At 67.3% G+C, this 15,218-nt stretch carries 11 protein-coding genes and 3 pseudogenes; 8 read left to right on the forward strand and 6 right to left on the reverse strand.

Annotated features, from left to right (window positions below):
• The 4 genes and pseudogenes from GA0070560_RS25800 to GA0070560_RS25815 form a co-directional block, all read left to right on the forward strand.
• Positions 1–308 (forward strand): annotated as a pseudogene (locus GA0070560_RS25800) (IS982 family transposase); the annotation flags it as partial.
• Positions 309–377: 69 nt separating this feature from the next.
• Positions 378–851 (forward strand): hypothetical protein, encoded by a 474-nt coding sequence (locus tag GA0070560_RS25805; RefSeq protein WP_245675719.1) that lies wholly within the window; start codon positions 378–380, stop codon positions 849–851.
• A gap of 264 nt (positions 852–1,115) precedes the next feature.
• A pseudogene (locus GA0070560_RS25810) lies at positions 1,116–2,014 on the forward strand (IS256 family transposase); the annotation flags it as partial.
• Between the two features lie 280 nt (positions 2,015–2,294).
• Positions 2,295–3,368 (forward strand): ISAs1 family transposase, encoded by a 1,074-nt coding sequence (locus GA0070560_RS25815; RefSeq protein ID WP_245675720.1) that lies wholly within the window; start codon positions 2,295–2,297, stop codon positions 3,366–3,368.
• Here GA0070560_RS25815 and GA0070560_RS25820 read toward each other — a convergent pair.
• Positions 3,350–6,862 (reverse strand): LamG-like jellyroll fold domain-containing protein, encoded by a 3,513-nt coding sequence (locus GA0070560_RS25820; RefSeq protein ID WP_139131603.1) that lies wholly within the window; start codon positions 6,860–6,862, stop codon positions 3,350–3,352. The genes GA0070560_RS25815 and GA0070560_RS25820 overlap by 19 nt on opposite strands.
• A gap of 453 nt (positions 6,863–7,315) precedes the next feature.
• Between GA0070560_RS25820 and GA0070560_RS25825 the strand changes: the two are divergent.
• Positions 7,316–8,137, forward strand: a pseudogene (locus GA0070560_RS25825) (IS5 family transposase); the annotation flags it as partial.
• A 104-nt stretch (positions 8,138–8,241) separates the two neighbouring features.
• On the opposite strand, the gene GA0070560_RS25830 reads toward GA0070560_RS25825, so the two are convergent.
• From GA0070560_RS25830 to GA0070560_RS29650, 4 genes are all read right to left on the reverse strand, one after another.
• Positions 8,242–9,342 carry a hypothetical protein gene (locus tag GA0070560_RS25830; protein WP_091302404.1) on the reverse strand — a complete coding sequence of 367 codons (1,101 nt, stop codon included), beginning with the start codon at positions 9,340–9,342 and terminating at the stop codon, positions 8,242–8,244.
• Between the two features lie 181 nt (positions 9,343–9,523).
• Entirely contained in the window at positions 9,524–10,216 is a 693-nt protein-coding gene (locus tag GA0070560_RS25835; RefSeq protein ID WP_091302406.1) for a DUF7710 domain-containing protein, read from the reverse strand.
• Positions 10,128–10,712 carry a hypothetical protein gene (locus tag GA0070560_RS25840; RefSeq protein ID WP_245675721.1) on the reverse strand — a complete coding sequence of 195 codons (585 nt, stop codon included), beginning with the start codon at positions 10,710–10,712 and terminating at the stop codon, positions 10,128–10,130. Before GA0070560_RS25840 ends, GA0070560_RS25835 begins: the two co-directional genes overlap by 89 nt.
• Positions 10,709–11,185 (reverse strand): AbrB/MazE/SpoVT family DNA-binding domain-containing protein, encoded by a 477-nt coding sequence (locus tag GA0070560_RS29650; RefSeq protein ID WP_245675722.1) that lies wholly within the window; start codon positions 11,183–11,185, stop codon positions 10,709–10,711. The genes GA0070560_RS25840 and GA0070560_RS29650 overlap by 4 nt, the downstream gene beginning before the upstream one ends.
• Positions 11,186–11,687: 502 nt before the next feature.
• Between GA0070560_RS29650 and GA0070560_RS25850 the strand changes: the two genes are divergently transcribed.
• The 3 genes from GA0070560_RS25850 (at position 11,688) to GA0070560_RS30165 (ending at position 14,497) form a co-directional block, all read left to right on the forward strand.
• Positions 11,688–12,728, forward strand: a complete 1,041-nt coding sequence (locus tag GA0070560_RS25850) for an inosamine-phosphate amidinotransferase 1 (protein WP_091302408.1) — start codon at positions 11,688–11,690, stop codon at positions 12,726–12,728.
• A 382-nt stretch (positions 12,729–13,110) separates the two neighbouring features.
• Positions 13,111–13,491, forward strand: a complete 381-nt coding sequence (locus GA0070560_RS25855) for a hypothetical protein (protein WP_091302410.1) — start codon at positions 13,111–13,113, stop codon at positions 13,489–13,491.
• Positions 13,492–14,260: 769 nt separating this feature from the next.
• A complete protein-coding gene (locus GA0070560_RS30165; protein WP_425412718.1) occupies positions 14,261–14,497 on the forward strand; it encodes a barstar family protein in 237 nt (78 codons plus the stop codon).
• 89 nt (positions 14,498–14,586) lie between these two features.
• Here the strand turns inward: GA0070560_RS30165 and GA0070560_RS25865 are convergent, their stop codons facing one another.
• A complete protein-coding gene (locus GA0070560_RS25865; RefSeq protein ID WP_091302414.1) occupies positions 14,587–15,138 on the reverse strand; it encodes a flavin reductase family protein in 552 nt (183 codons plus the stop codon).
• Between the last annotated feature and the right edge of the window lie 80 nt (positions 15,139–15,218).

Below are 15,218 nucleotides of genomic sequence, written 5' to 3' on the forward strand. Positions count from 1 at the left end.
ACAAGGGCTTCGCGTCCAAGGCATTCGAGCGGAACCTGGCCGAGCAGGGCATCGAACTGCTACGGCCGTCACGCAAGAAGGAGAAAACCCGTTACGGCGAGGCGACGCTCAAGAAGGTCCGCCAGCTCATCGAGTCAGTCAACGACACCCTCAAGGGCCAGCTTGACCTGGAGGAACACGGCGGCCGTACCTTCGCCGGCGTTGCCGTGCGGGTGGCTCAACGTCTCCTGGCCATGGCCGCCGCGATCTGGCACAACAACAAGACCAACGCACCCGTCACCCGATCACTGATCGCCTACGACCACTGACCAGACTTCGGAACAACTCGTCTAGAAGCCGTGCGGCGGCTCTCCCCTCGACAACTGGCAAACCTCGTCGTGGAACACGCCCTGCGGGACCGCCTCTTCGCCACCCAGCTACTCGCCGAAGCCGGCCTCCTCGACACCACCACCGACCACACCGGGTTGCACGATGCCCGCGCCGCCATCCGCGACGCCTCCAATGCCACCACCGGCAGCAGGTGGCAGATCTCCGACGTCGAAGCCGCCGGCCATCAGCTGGCCGCCGAAATTGAGATTCTCTGCGCCCGGCCCGCCACCACCGCCATGCTCGATCTCGTCGAAGAAGCCATCCTCGTCTGGGACGACCTCTCCGGACACCTCCGCGACGCCTATCACATCACCCGCACCGAACCCGAGGAAATCACCGAGCCGCTGGTCAACGCCCACCATGACCTGTGCGAACGCCTCGACCTCGACGCAGAGGAGGTCGGCCATCGATTGACACGGCTCATCGAACGCTGCCACCACGACACCATCGACATCGACACCTATACCGACCTCCTCGGCTAACACGCCAGGACGATCACCCGCCCCAACCACTGGTAACGGCAACCGCTCTCACACCCGGGACGCCACAGCTGCAGCCCGAGTACAGCTGTCGCATCGGGATGCCGGGCACCGTCACCGGCGCTGACCGGTCGGCGCAGCCGGGGACTGTACAAATAACGGCTGATCGACCGATCAAGGGAGAGACGCCAGATGGCGACCGAGACCTCCGTGGGACAGCCGGCCGTGGAGCCGGTGGGTGCGGTCACGGATGAGCAGTTGATTGCGATGCTGGTCGATCGGGTTCGTGGTGACGGGCTGAGGCTGACTGGTGAGGGCGGGCTGCTGCAGTAGCTGACCAAGCGGGTCCTCGAGTCCGCCCTCGAGGGAGAGATCACCGACCACGTCGGCTATGACAAGCACGACCCGGCCGGTCGGGGCAGCGGGAACACCCGCAACGGCAGCCGGACCAAGACCGTGCTCACCGACGTCGGCCCGGTCGAGGTGCGGGTCCCCGGGACGCGGCGGGCACGTTCGAGCCGCAGATCGTGCGCAAACGACAACGGCGCCTGACCGGTGTCGACGACATGGTCCTGTCGCTGTCGGCCAAAGGCTTGACGCACGGCGAGATCGCCGCCCACTTGGCCGAGGTCTACGGCGCGGAGGTGTCCAAGCAGACCATCTCCACCATCACCGACAAGGTCATCGACGGGATGGCCGAGTGGCAGAACCGGCCCCTGGACCCGGTGTACCCGGTCGTGTTCATCGACGCTATCAACGTCAAGATCCGGGATGGTCAGGTCGCGAACCGGCCGATCGACCTGGTGATGGCGGTCACCGTGGACGGTCACCGCGACATCCTCGGCATCTGGGCCGGTGACGGCGGCGAAGGCGCCAAGCACTGGCTGCACGTGCTCACCGAGCTGAAGAACCGCGGCGTGGCCGACGTGCTCATGCTCGTCTGCGACGGCCTGAAGGGCCTGCCGGAGGCGGTGGAGACGGTGTGGCCGCGCACGATCGTCCAGACGTGCGTGGTGCACCTGCTGCGCAACTCGTTCCGCTATGCCGCCCGCCAGGACTGGGACAAGATCGCCAAAGCACTCAGGCCGGTGTACACCGCGCCGACGGAGGATGCCGCGACCGAGCGGTTCCTCGAGTTCGCCGAGGCGTGGGGCCGCAAGCAGGGCGATTGCATAGTCGGCCGGCGGGCCGTTGACCAGGAGTTTCGAGACGAGTTCGGCCTCTGTGGAGGTGTAAGAACGGGTGAGGTCGCATCGGTGATCATGGAGTTGCGACGCTTCACGACTCCGAGGAAGACCCCACCCGCCGATGGCATCGTCTCTCATCCCTGCGCTGGCCGTAGCAGCACCCACCTCCATCGCCGAGGCCGTGCCAGTCACTGACGGTGAACACGGTGGTCTGCTGCACGCGCTCGCCGCTGTTCCTGATCCACGCGACCCACGAGGCGTGCGTTACCCGCTGACCGCGCTGCTGGCGGTGGCGGTCTGCGCCGTCATGGCCGGGGCGTCGTCGTTCGCCGCGATCACGGATTGGCTACACGACCTGGACGAACGCGCCCAGGAGCGGCTCGGGTTCACCGCAGGAGTGCCGGTCGGCAGCACTGTCTGGCGGATCCTGACGCGCCTCGACGACACGCTGCTCGGCACCGTCCTGGCCGGCTGGCTGCGCACCCGCGCTCCCGTCGAGGTGACCAGGCCGAGGCGGTACCGCACGGTGATCGCCATCGATGGCAAGACACTGCGCGGCGCCCGAACGGGCGGCGGCCGCCAGGTGCATCTGCTGTCCGCCCTGGACACCACCACCGGGATCGTGCTCGCCCAGGTCACCGTGGACGCCAAGAGCAATGAGATCCCGGCGTTCGCCCCGCTGCTCGACGCCGTCGAACAGGTGCTCGGCACCCTGGCCGGGGTGCTGTTCATCGCCGACGCCCTACACACCCAGACCGGGCACGCCGACGAGGTCACCGCCCGCCGAGCGCACCTGCTCGTCCAGGTGAAGGCCAACCAGCCGACCCTGTTCAAACAGCTCAAACAGCTGCCCTGGGCGCAGATCCCGGTCGGTGACCGCACCCGCGACCGCGGCCACGGCCGCCGCGAAACCCGCACCGTCAAAGCCGTCACCGTCGCCACTCCCGGCGGCATCGCCTTCCCACACGCCCAGCAAGCCGTGCGGATCACCCGCACCCGCATCGTCGCTGGCAAAACCAGCCGCGAGACCGCCTACCTGACCGCGTCACTACCCGCCGGCCAGGCCCTGCCCCGGGACCTGCAGACCTGGATCCGCCGGCACTGGCACATCGAAAACAAGATCCACCACGTACGCGACGTGACGTTCCGTGAAGACCTCCACCAGGCCCGGACAGGCACCGGACCCGCCGTCATCGCAACCCTGCGTAACACCGCGATCGGCTGGCACCGCACCACCGGCGCGACCAACATCGCCCGCGCCACCCGCCACGCCAACCGCCGCTCACACGACCTGATCACCGCCGTGACCAGCAGTTACCCGACAACGCAATAGCCCTGGTTGGCGGGGTCGTATGCGTACGTGGTCCAACTCGCCCCGTTGTTGGTCCGGCGGGAGATGAGATTGCCGATAGCGTCGTAGCTGTTCACTTCCTGGACGTAGGTTTTGACGCCGTCGGTGCGGGTGACCTTGGTGACGTTGTCGTTCAGGTCGTACTCGTAGCTGGTCACCCAGTTCATCGCGTCGGTCTCGGAAGCGAGGTTGCCGTTGGCGTAGTACGCCTTCGACGACACCTGCGTGACGACGCCATCGTGCCCGGTCACCGTCGCGGTGAGTTCCTGACCAGCGGCGTCGTAGGTGTTCTCTAGGGTGCGCAGCCGATCACCGGCCGGGCATGGGGTGGACGGGGCGGGACTGCTGTCGCACACCACCGCCTTGGTCGTGTTGCCATAGACGTCGTATTCGAACAGGGTGACCGTCCCGGCGGCGTCGACCGTCTTCACTTCCTGACCGAAGCTGTTGTAGGAGCTGGTCGCGTCGCGGTAGGCGTCGCCGCCGGTGGTGTCCTCGACCTTGCGGGAGGTCACGTTGCCGTCGGCGTCATGGACGGTGCTCGTCTTCCGGGTGTGGATAGCGCCGGTCACCTGGTTGAGTACCGGCGGGTCGGTCTGCTCGACGACCTGCCCATCGGCGTCGTAGACGAACGTGGTGGTCAGGTCACCCGTCGGTGGCCCAGCTTTGACCGTCTTGGTCAACGTCCGGCCAGGACCGTCGTAGGTGAATTCGGTGACGAGGCCGGCGGCGTCGGTTATCCGCATCACGTCGCCGGCGGAGTTGTATTCGGTGCTCTGCTGGGCTCCGCCGGGGGATCTCGTGGTCAGTGGCAGGCCGGCGGGTGTCATCCCGCCGCCGACCGCCGGGGTGGTCGCGGTCGTGTACGTCATGGTGGTGCTGCGTCCGCTCGGGTAGCCGGGGATCGGCGGTGAGGTCATGCTCAGCCGGTTGCCGGACGTGTCGTAGGCGAACTTGGTCAGGTATTGGTTGTCGGTCTCGCTTTGCGACCGAGCGTCCCGGATCTCAATCAGCTGGTCGTTGCGGGCGTCCGGGGTGAGGTTCGCCGTCGTCGCGTCAGGCCAGTACTTGTAGTAGGTGCTGTCACACCATTCCTGGTCCCGGCAGACGGTGGAGCGGATCGTGTTGCCCCGTACGTCACGGCCCGACACCGTCTTCATCCCCAGCGGGTCGAACACGACCGACTCGAAACCACCGACGTCGTAGCCGAAGGATGTGGTGCGACCCAACGCATCAGTTGAGGCGATCATGCGGCCGCCGTTGACCAGGTCGAAGACCTGCTTCGAAGCCTTGCCTGTCGGGTCGGTGACCGTCACGCTCGACACCGGAGTCAAGGTCGCGGTGGGCCCGGATTGCAGGGCGCTCTTCGACGCTTTGAAGTGCGCGTCGACCTCTGTCGGCGGCAGTTCCCGGTTGTAGTAGGCGAACTCCGCGATGTTGCCCTTGAAGTAGCTCACGTCCCCGGATGAGCTGGGCCATCCCTTGGTGAAGCCGGCGCCGATATAGGAGTACTGGGCGCTCGTGCCCGCAATCGCGCCGAGCGTGCCGACGATCTTGTTGTCCAGGTAGAGCGTCTGGCGGGTGGTGGACGCCGACAGCACGACGTGGTGCCACTGACCGTCGTTGACCTTCGTGCTGGACCTGATCGGCGTGCCGCTGGTCCAGAACTTGCCGCGCAGATATCCGTCCGCACCCACGTAGAGCGCGGGAATCCACTCCCCGGCGACGGGGCTCGTCAGCAAGGCGCTCTGGTAGGAGTAGAGCACTCCGCTGGCCGCGTGGTTGGCCGGGGTCTTGAACCAGATCTCGACCGTCGTCGGGTCGGCCACCGGGTAGTCGACGCCCGGCAACGCCTGATTCCTGGGGTTGTAGGGCTGCACGAACGAGGAGGTGCCGTTGAAGACGGCCCCGTAGGTGTCCGAGAACGGGCTGGTGCTGTTCGGCTGGGTCGTGTCGAACGTGACGTTGTTGTAGCGGGCCTGGTGGCTGTGCACGACGTTGACCGCGTCGACCGGCGCCTCAATGTCACCGAGGCGCCAGTAGTCGGTCGGCTGCGACCCGAGCACCGAGGAGACGTAGACCTGGCTGGAGCCGTAGGCGGCCGGTGTGCCGATCTGCCAAACGCCGCCGTTCTCGTCCGTGACCTGGCTGACCCGACCGGTGACCGTGTCATAGGCGACCTGCGCCTGGACCCGGCCCGCTTCGCTCGTCACCGTGGACAGCTGCGCGGTACCCGCCGCACCCGAGTCGTACATCGCCGAAACGGCCGTGCCGGTCAGCGGCTTGTTGTAGAAGGCGACGTCCGCGATCGACCCGTTGAAGAACGTTGCGGTGGCGGTGGTGTGGGGCTGGTTCGGCCACGAGCCGCCGAGGAAGCCGGCCCCGATATAGCTGTTGGTGGCGTCGAGCGTGTTGAGGGTGATCGCACCGGGCAGCGTCGCGACCTGCGTTCCGTCCAGGTAGAGCTGCTGGCTGCCGCCGTTGCCGACCAGCGCGACATGGTGCCATTGGCCGTCAGTCACCGTACCGGGCGACGCCATCGCCGCCGTCTGGCTGCCCATCCACAACTCGCCGTGCAGCTTGCCGTCCGAGCCGACATACAGGGCCGGAACGTAGCTGCCGGTCGTCGTTGCCCCCGGGGTGACCGCATCCTTCTGGTAGCTGAACAGCACACCGGTGGGCGTGCTGGTCTTGAACCACATGCTGATCGACTGGTACGAACTCTCCGCCACCGGCTTCGACGGCAGCGTGACAAGCGAGGACGTGCCGTCGAACGCGGCGGACGTGGAGGTCGAGTTGACCAGCGGCGTCGGGCCGCCGAGCGTGACGTTGGTGTACGTCGCGTTGTCCGTGCCGTCGTTGGACAACACCGCGCTCACCGCGGCGGTTGCTCCTTCGGCCTCGTTCATCCGCCAGAACGAGTAGGGGCCGGTGTTCAGCACGGTGTTGGCGTGCTGCGACGCCCACGTGTAGTCGTACGAGGTACAGGCGGTGGTCTCACCCGGCGGGCAGACCTCGACCAGCAGGTCGTTGCCGTACGTGTAGTTCCAGGTCAACGCCGTGCTCGGGTCGCCTGGTGCGACGGGGTCGGTGCTGACGGACGCGACGTGTGGGTAGGTGGAGTTCGGCGGTGTTGACCAGGAGATGGTCAACGTGCGGTTTGAGGACAGCGATTTCATCTGGTCTACTCGACCGCTGGCGTCGTAGCGGAACGTCACCGCCCGGCCCGACGCGTCGATGATCTTCGTGATCCGGTAGATACCGGTGCCCGCAGCTTGTGTGAACTCGTAGGCGGTGGCGTCCTTGTCGGTCAGCGAATAGCCACCGGTGATGCTCTTGAAGACCGAGAACCGGCCCGACGGCGCCGCGAAGGTGCCGTCGTTGCTGCGACCAAACGCCACCTCTTGTCCGGAGGGATAGCGCACATCGCCGAGGCCCTCGGCTTCCACCAAACCACCGCCCGCCCGCCAGGTCACCAACGCCAGCGGAACCTGGAGCCAGTACGCCCCCGGCGAACACACACCGTCATCCTGATCCCCTATGGAGGATTGGTTGCACATGAGACCCGACTTGGCTCACGGCTGGTTGATTCTGGGGTCGGCGGGGCTGTGACCTGGGGTGTTGTGTCGGGAGGCACGCACTAATTGGTCGGGTTTCTACCGTGTCGGCTGTGGCGTACGTGCGGACGGTGAAGACGGTGTCCGGAGCGCGGGCGGTGCAGATCGTGCACTCCCTACATCGACCAGTCGCTATCCATGGCGAACCCGCCGGAAGGCTCTCAACCGGACGTAACGCATAGATCAGATCAAGTTACTGCGGACCGCCCTCTGAGAGACCGTCGGGTAACCAGTTCGGTGCGTTGCGTTACGGTGAGACACGTCGATGTTGAGTGCTCGACAAATAGATCATCCCCGCCATGATCGCGTTGTGTGCGCAACTGCAACTGTGGCGGGGATGACGCCCGTTCATGCTATCCGTCGAACTTGACCGATGCGATGTGGGCGATCCTCGCGCCCTTGATGCCGGTGCGTGACCTGCGTAAAGGCGGTCGGCCTCGTAAGTGGGGAGATCGGTTGATCCTGGATTCGATCTTCTATGTGCTGCGGTCGGGCTGTCCGTGGCGGATGATGCCGCGGGATCTGGCGCCACCGGACGCGGCGCATCGCTGGTTCACGACGTGGCGGAAGAACGGAACGTGGGACGTGATCCACGACGAGCTTCGCCGGCAGGTGCGGGTGGCGGCCGGTCGTGAGCCGGAGCCGACCGCGGCGGTCCTGGACGCCCAGTCGATCAAATCCAGTGAGGGCGGCGAATGCCGTGGGTTCGACATAGGCAAGAAGACCACCGGCCGCAAACGGCACCTGGTCGTGGACACGATGGGGCCGATCCTGGTGGTCATGGTCACCTCCGCCTCCGTCAACGACCGTCCCGGCGGCCGGCGGATCCTGCAACGGCTGGCCGAGACATTCACCACCATCACCCTTGTCTGGGCCGACGGCGGATACGCCAACAGCATCGACTCCACCTTGGTGAGCTGGGCGAAAGACAAGCTCGGCATCCTGCTGGAGATCGTCAAGCGCACCGACGACGTCAAGGGCTTCCAGGTCCTCCCACGCAGGTGGGTGGTGGAGAGGACCCTGGGATGGCTGGTGCGTAACCGACGCCTGGCCCGGGACTACGAGCGGCTGACCGCCAACTCCGAGGCCATGATCAAGGTAGCGATGATTCGACTCATGACGATACGTCTGGCCGGTCAAGCGATCCGCTGGGCCAACGCCACCGAACGCGAAGCCGCCCAACGCATCAACGTTGAGCGACTTCTCGCCACGTAGTCACCTGGTTACCCGACGGTCTCTTAGTCGCCAGGGACGATCACCCGAGCGTGGTCGGGCAGCGAGGTCAGCACCCGACGCCGGCCGGTGGCCGGGTCGGCGGCGACGAGCTCGCCGCCGTTCGCGGTCCAGCGTTGCAGGAGGACCTCGGTGCCGGCGAGACCGAGGAAGTTCTCACCTTCGCCACCCCGGGGCACGACGAGGTCGATCCGGCCGGCCGGTTTGCCGGACCGCAGATCGACTCCGACCAACGTCATGGGGGGCACCGCCCGTGCCCCCTCCGGCTGGCCGGCCGGGATCTCCTCCCGCCGAGTGACCAGAGCCCACACCGCCGGCGGATCACCGCCGCCCCGAACGAGCGGAACGAGCGCGTTGCGGATATCGCCGGGGCCGACCTGTTGGGTGGTGGCGAGAGACACCGAGCGGGCGGCGCGGCCGTCGACGTCCTGAATTGCGATGGTGAGCTGCCTGCGCGGCCGGGCGTTCGGGCCGACGTTGAACTCCGCGGTGGCCAGTTCACGCCCGTCTAGAAATGCCAGCATCCGGCGACCCGGCGTCCCGCGTAACGCCAGCGGGCGCAGCTCCCCGAAGGGCAGGGTGAACGCTGCGTACGCCTCGCCGGCGCCGGAGGGTTGCCCGAGCAGCAACGCCCGTCCGTCGGTCGACCACTGGCGCAACTCGTACCCGGGCGGGACGGTCCGCTCGGTGATCCCGGTGAGGTCGCGGATCCACCACTGCCCGTCTCGGCGCTGGGCGAACCACCGCCCGTCCGGGGATAGCGTCTGAGTGATCTCGCCCATGGTGGTCGCCAGCCCGACGCCGAATTGTTCACCGGAGGCCGTCACCAGGTACATCGGCCGTCGAGGCAAGGCGCCGGTCGCCACGTTGAAACCATCGGGGTCGTTGATCTGGTAGAGCAGGGCTCCCCGTCCCACGGCCCGGTCGGTGGGCAGGGCGGTCGGGGTGGCCGGCGGCAGCAGCCGGCCGGGCAGCCCGGCGAGGAGTTCCCTGGCCGTGACCGAGGCGGCGACCTCGGCGGGTGCCGGTGACGGGGTGGCGTTCGTCCGCCAGACCGTCACCCCGGCGGCCCCGCCGACCAGCACCCCGGCCAGCGCGACCGCCAACCATCCCCGAAGTCGGTGCGGTCCCGGCGGCGTCACGGGTGCCGGTCCCGGTGCCGTGGATTCCATCGTCCTGCCCCCGATCCAGGCGTCCTGCCTGCGCACAGCACACGGGAGATGCACCGGACCGTCAACGGCCCGGTCGGACCCGACTCCCGATCGGGGTCCAATCGTGATCTTCAGCCTATTGGTCTGAACGTCCGCCGACCAGGTGGATATGACGTAGCCCCGGACCGAAGGCGGCAATGTGGTCGGCGGTGCCGTGGTGGGCTTTCGACGGTGTGAAGCGGCCTTCGTTGACTGCGACGTCGTAGGCGCCGCCGTGGGGGTACTCGGTAAGGATCCCGGTCACGTGGTGCTCGGCTGCCCAGGCGAGTCCGGCGCCCAGCGTGTCGAGCACACCGGAGGCGTGTCGGGCGCGGTCGCCATGGAAGATCCAAACGGTTGACCTGAGCTGGCTGCGCTGGTCGGCAGTGGGCTTGCGGTGCAGGCCCTCGGGCGTGAACGAGAACGAGCCGGGAAAGTTTTCTGGCCGGTGACGTACGGCGAGCACCACCGGTTCGGGATGGACGCCCCGCGCGCCGGTCTCGGCTGTGGTGTTCGCGAAGGCATTCCACAGGTGGAAGCAGATCAGGTCGTTGCCGCTATCGGCGGTGGTGTAGGCGAGGGTCTTGGGGTGGAACCGGCTGGTCCCGCCGATCCACAGCGACGGGGGCCCGAACGTCTCGATGACCTCGGGCAGCGTGCGGTCCTGCGTCACCCACCCGTCAGTGTCGCCGCTCAACTGCTCAAACTCCGCCTCCGACAGCGCCCGATCCAGCTTCAGCCAGCCGAGATGATGAGCGATCTCGGCGTAGACGGAGGCCGTGGTCGTCACCCGTGGACGCCGCTACCTCGTTGATCTCTGCCAACCGGTTGTCCGCCAATGCCCGCCGGGTGCTCGGCAGCCGCCGTGGCTTCGCGACCTTCAGCGCAGGGTTGTCTGCCTCTGACAGGTGCCCGTCGGCGACCGCCCGCCGATACAGGCATCGCAGCGCCGCGATCAGATGCTCCGCCGCACTGCGCCCACCCCGCGCGTTGCGGCGGGCCACCACATGCGTCTTGACGTACTCCGCAAGCCGCTCGATCTCCGATGGTGTCGGCTCATCGATACGCCGCTGGCCCCACTGCTCGACCACGCGCTTCCAGTACGACCCGTACGCCCGCCGCGTGCCAGCACTGACCGCAGCTGCCACCACCGGCACGTACTCCGCGAACGTCGGAGCCGGCGGACGATCGGACGCCGCCGCCACCAGATCCGCTGGAGAGATACCCATCCGCGACAGCAACAACCGAGCGGCCTCCAGCTCGGCCTTTCCCGCCACACCGCTCACGACTCACCACCCGCGAACGCCTCGTCGTGCACTCGGGCCACCACCGCGTCCAGCGAGGCCGGCGGGTGAAGCACGAGACGTCCGGCCTTCGGATCGGCCGCCAGCAGCACCCGATCGCCAGCCGTCAACCCGCACCACTGGCGGACCACCGCGGGCAACCGCACATGGCCCTCCTTCGTCACCCGGAACACCCCACCCGGGTCAGGGTCGACGATGATCAGACCGCCGCTTTCCCTGATGCCCAACCTGAGGCCAGGAGCCCAGCCGAGAGCGATCATCACCGCCCGATCAGCGACGCGGCCGTGCACATCAAGAGTCGCCAGCCCATACACCGTGCTGCCGTCACGAGTAGGAGCCAGTCGCGCCAGCGGCAGAGGCGGTCGCTTCATCGCGGCACCCGAGTCACCGCGGATCTTGAGCCCGCCTGACGGAACCACCGCCGGGATCACCGAATCGATCAGCCGGTCTGTCATGACCCACCTCGCCCAACGACGAGGCTGCCACCAACGGTGGTAACAGAGAGTGAAAACAGGTGGTCAAGCATGCTTGACCACCTGTACGTCCAACGTCGCACGGATGCTACGCGGGAGTGTCCGAGGGGCGAGCGTGACCGTGACGCCATGATCGTCGTCCGGGGCGAACTACAACTGACACGCGGATAGCCACCGCCTTCGATCTTGTTGTCCTCACAAACAAATGATCTACAGGCGGCTGCGTCCACGTTGCACCACCTCACGCGTCCCACCAGGTCAGACCGCCAATGGCGGCTGCCGTAGTAGGCGGGACGCGCAGTGACGGCAGTGGGCAGTCAGCTCACCGCGTACCGGCGGTTGCATGTGTCGCGGACGCCTAGCGTGCCGCCCGTTCGTAGTGTCAGCCGTATTCACTTGGGACGGCCGACGCAATTCGCGCTGGACTCCGCGGTGTTGGCGTCGCGGTCGACCTGTCGTACCCACCAGCAGGAGGGGCAGTCTGATGAGCCTGGTCGATGTGCACACGGAATGGGATGCGCTGGAGGAGATCGTCGTCGGGACCGTCTCGGGCGCGCAGGTGCCGGTGACGGACCGCAGTCTGGTGGCGGCCGAGTACGGGGACATCGACGACCCGGGGGAAATCCAGACCGGCCCGTACCCCCAGCATGTGCTGGAGCAGACGGAGGCTGAACTCGAGGAGCTGGTGGGTCTGCTCACCGGGCTCGGCGTGAAGGTGCGACGGCCGGGCGGCCGCGACCACAAATCCATGGTGTCCACACCGGACTGGAGCTCGGACGGCTTCCACGACTACTGCCCGCGTGACGGGTTCCTCGCGGTCGGCAACATGCTCATCGAATCGCCGATGGTGCTGCGCTCCCGGTTCCTTGAGGGTTTCGCCTACAAGGACCTGTTCGTGGAGTACCTCAACAGCGGTGCGCGGTGGCTGTCGGCGCCCAAGCCCCAGCTGACCGACGACCTGTACGACCCGACTGCGCCGCTGGGGCAGCGGCTGCGGGATCTGGAGCCGGTCTTCGACGCGGCGAACGTGCTCCGGTTCGGTACGGACGTGCTCTACCAGGTCTCTGACAGCGGCAACAAGCTCGGTGCGCGCTGGCTGCAGGCGGTGCTGGGGGAGCAGTACACCGTCCACGCGTGCGAGGGACTGTACCCGTCCACGCACATCGATTCGACGATTACGCCGCTGCGGCCGGGACTCGTGATGGTCAACCCGGCTCGGGTCAACGACGCCAACATGCCGGAGTTCCTGCGCGGCTGGGACCGGATCGAATGCCCGGAACTGGTCGATACGGGCTTCGTCGGCAAGCACCCCCGGGGGTCGGTGTGGATCGGGATGAACTTCCTGGTGACCGCCCCCGGCCAAGCCATCGTCGACAGGCGGCAGACGGACCTCATCCGGGTGCTGGAGAGCCACAAGGTCGAGGTCATCCCCTCGCAGCTCACCCACGCCAGGTCGCTCGGCGGCGGGTTCCACTGCGTGACCCTCGACGTGCGCCGCAGGGGCGAACTCGCCACCTATCGCTGACGCCTGCGGGCGGTCGGCCCGGCACCCTGCGGCGCCGGAGGCACCCCTCACCGACCCCGGGCGATCGGGAGCAGCGGTGGACATCCTCCAGGCGGGAGCAGCAGACCGGCGAGCCCGTCGGCGGGGTCGCCGGTCTGCTGCTCCCGCCGGCCGAGCCGGATTCCCTCCGATCAACCAGAACCACTGCACCCAAGCTGCTCTGCCCAGTGGCAGCGGGTTGAGGTGACCTGTTACCCCCGGCTAAGTGATCACGTAGCCGGGTCTCCTCGCCGGCAGTCCTCTCGCTGGTCACGGCGTTGCAGTACGCCGAAGGGATGACCGACCGGCAGGCCACGCAAATGGTGGTCCGGGCCATTGACTGGAAGTACTGCCTGGGCCTCGAATGACCGATACCGGGTTCGACTTCACGGTGTTGAGCAAGTTCCGGACCCGCCTGGTCGAGCATGGCCTGGAACGGGCCGCGTTCGACCTGCTGCTGACGGCGTTTACGGACAGGGGTCTGGTCGGCGCCGGTGGCAGGGCGCGTACCGACGCCAGCCATGTGATCTCGGCGGTGCGTGACCCAAAACCGCTTGGAGTTGGCCGGGAAGCAGTCCGCGCCGCCCTCGAAGTCCTGGCCGTGACTGCTGCCGACTGGCTAGCCACGGTGGTCGACATCGGTGAGTGGGCGCAGCGTTACGGCACCCGCGTCGACTCCTGGCGGCTTCCGTCCTCGCAAGCCGACGGGATCGGCTGGAGCAGGTCTACGGCACCGATGCGGTGAGCCTGCTGCGTTCGGTCTGGTCGCCGACCGCGCCGACGTGGCTGGCGCAGCTGCCCGCGATCGAGACGCTGCGCCAGGTGCTGGTGCAGAACTACCACATCAGCGTCGACGCCCGAGGACGGGAGGTGATCAAGCAGCGGCAGGCCGACGACGAGGGCCTGCCGCCGGCCAGAACAAGGATCACCAGCCCGTACGACACCGATACCCGGTGGGCGGCCAATGTTCGTGTACACGCCTCCGCTGCCGCGAGAGGTTCTGACGCTGCGCGGCTGCCCACGCGAGAGCCTCGGCGGTTCGCCCTGTGGTTCCCCTCGATCCGGGAAGACAACCCATCGGGCGGCTGCTGTTCCATTGACGGCCTTTTCATCCCGCGCCCGTCGCGGCCCACCCAACCCGTGCACCTGAACGGCTGCGAACCCGCCTCACCGCTGCTGTCCCTGCGGCGTCACCCCGGCCCGCACGAGGGCGACCCGATCACGCTCTGGCGCCTCGATCGCCACGGCCGCACGATGACCGGGGACCACCTCGACCTGAACACCGTCGAACGCCCATCCGTCCTCGGCGAAGTCCTGATCGATGTCACCATGGCCGAGCGCGGTGACGACCCCCCAACCCGGCCGCCCGGGCGGTGTGGGAGTTCTGGTCCATCGGTGTTCCCACGCGGCCCAACCAGTAGGCACAGTCCGACGCCGGCGGCCAGTCCGATTGGCTCAACCTCACCCGTGCCGACCCATGGGGGCAGCCTGGCCTGTCCGGCGGAACGTACCACCTGGACGGACAGCACGTCACTGACAGGACGGGCTTGCTCCTGGCACTGGGGAAAGCCCTGCTCGGCCCTGGTGCCAATTACGGCAAGAACCTGGACTCGGTGGAGGACTACCTGTGTGGCGGGCTCTCCCCTCGCGCCCCCCGTTCACCGTCGTGTAGCACCACGCTGCCATCGCTTGCCACGCCCTCGCCGGACACATCCGGCACCACCTCGGCGGTCTGTCCTACTTCGAGGTGACCGTGAACATCCTGCGCAGGGAAGGCGTCACCATCGTGCTTCAGTGAGCGAGGCGGCGGACAATCATGATCGCGGCCGGCTGCCCGCCGTCACCGTCGACTGCGGAACAGAGCCAAAGATCTCCCTTCGGAACCGGAACCGACACCTTGCAGGGGCTGCGGCGCGTCCTCGGACAGGCGTTGGAAGCCGCGGTCGCAGTAGATGAGTGGTGCGCCGTCACCCACGTGCGTCGCCTCGACGCGTCCGATGAGGATGGAATGATCGCCCCCGTCGAGGACCTGGTGCAGTGAACAGGCCACCCGGACCAGGGCTTCAGGTATGCCCGGCAGTCCGCGTTCCAGCGGCACGACGTCGCCGTCGGCGAACCGGTCCACTCCTGACCTGGCGAAGCGCAGGGCGATGGCGGACTGTTCCCTGCGCAGAACGTTGATCATGAAGCGGTCGGTGGTGGCGAACGCCTCATAGGTGCTGGCTGCCTTGTCCAGGCAGATCAGCACCAGAGGCGGACTCAGCGACAGTGAGCTGAACGAGCTCGCGGTGAAGCCCCAGCGCTGTCCGGCAGCGTCGATGGTGGTGACCACCGTGACCGGACCTGGGACACGCGCCATGGCACGGGTGAATTCTGCAGGTGGGATGGCCATCCGTGATCTCGCTTTCCGGGAGAGCCGGGGAGGGACGGTCGGCGGACAGCCGCTCGGAGCGGCATCTCCCGGCGTACGGG

The organism is Micromonospora halophytica, from assembly GCF_900090245.1.
In the GTDB taxonomy this organism is placed as follows: Bacteria; Actinomycetota; Actinomycetes; order Mycobacteriales; family Micromonosporaceae; genus Micromonospora; species Micromonospora halophytica.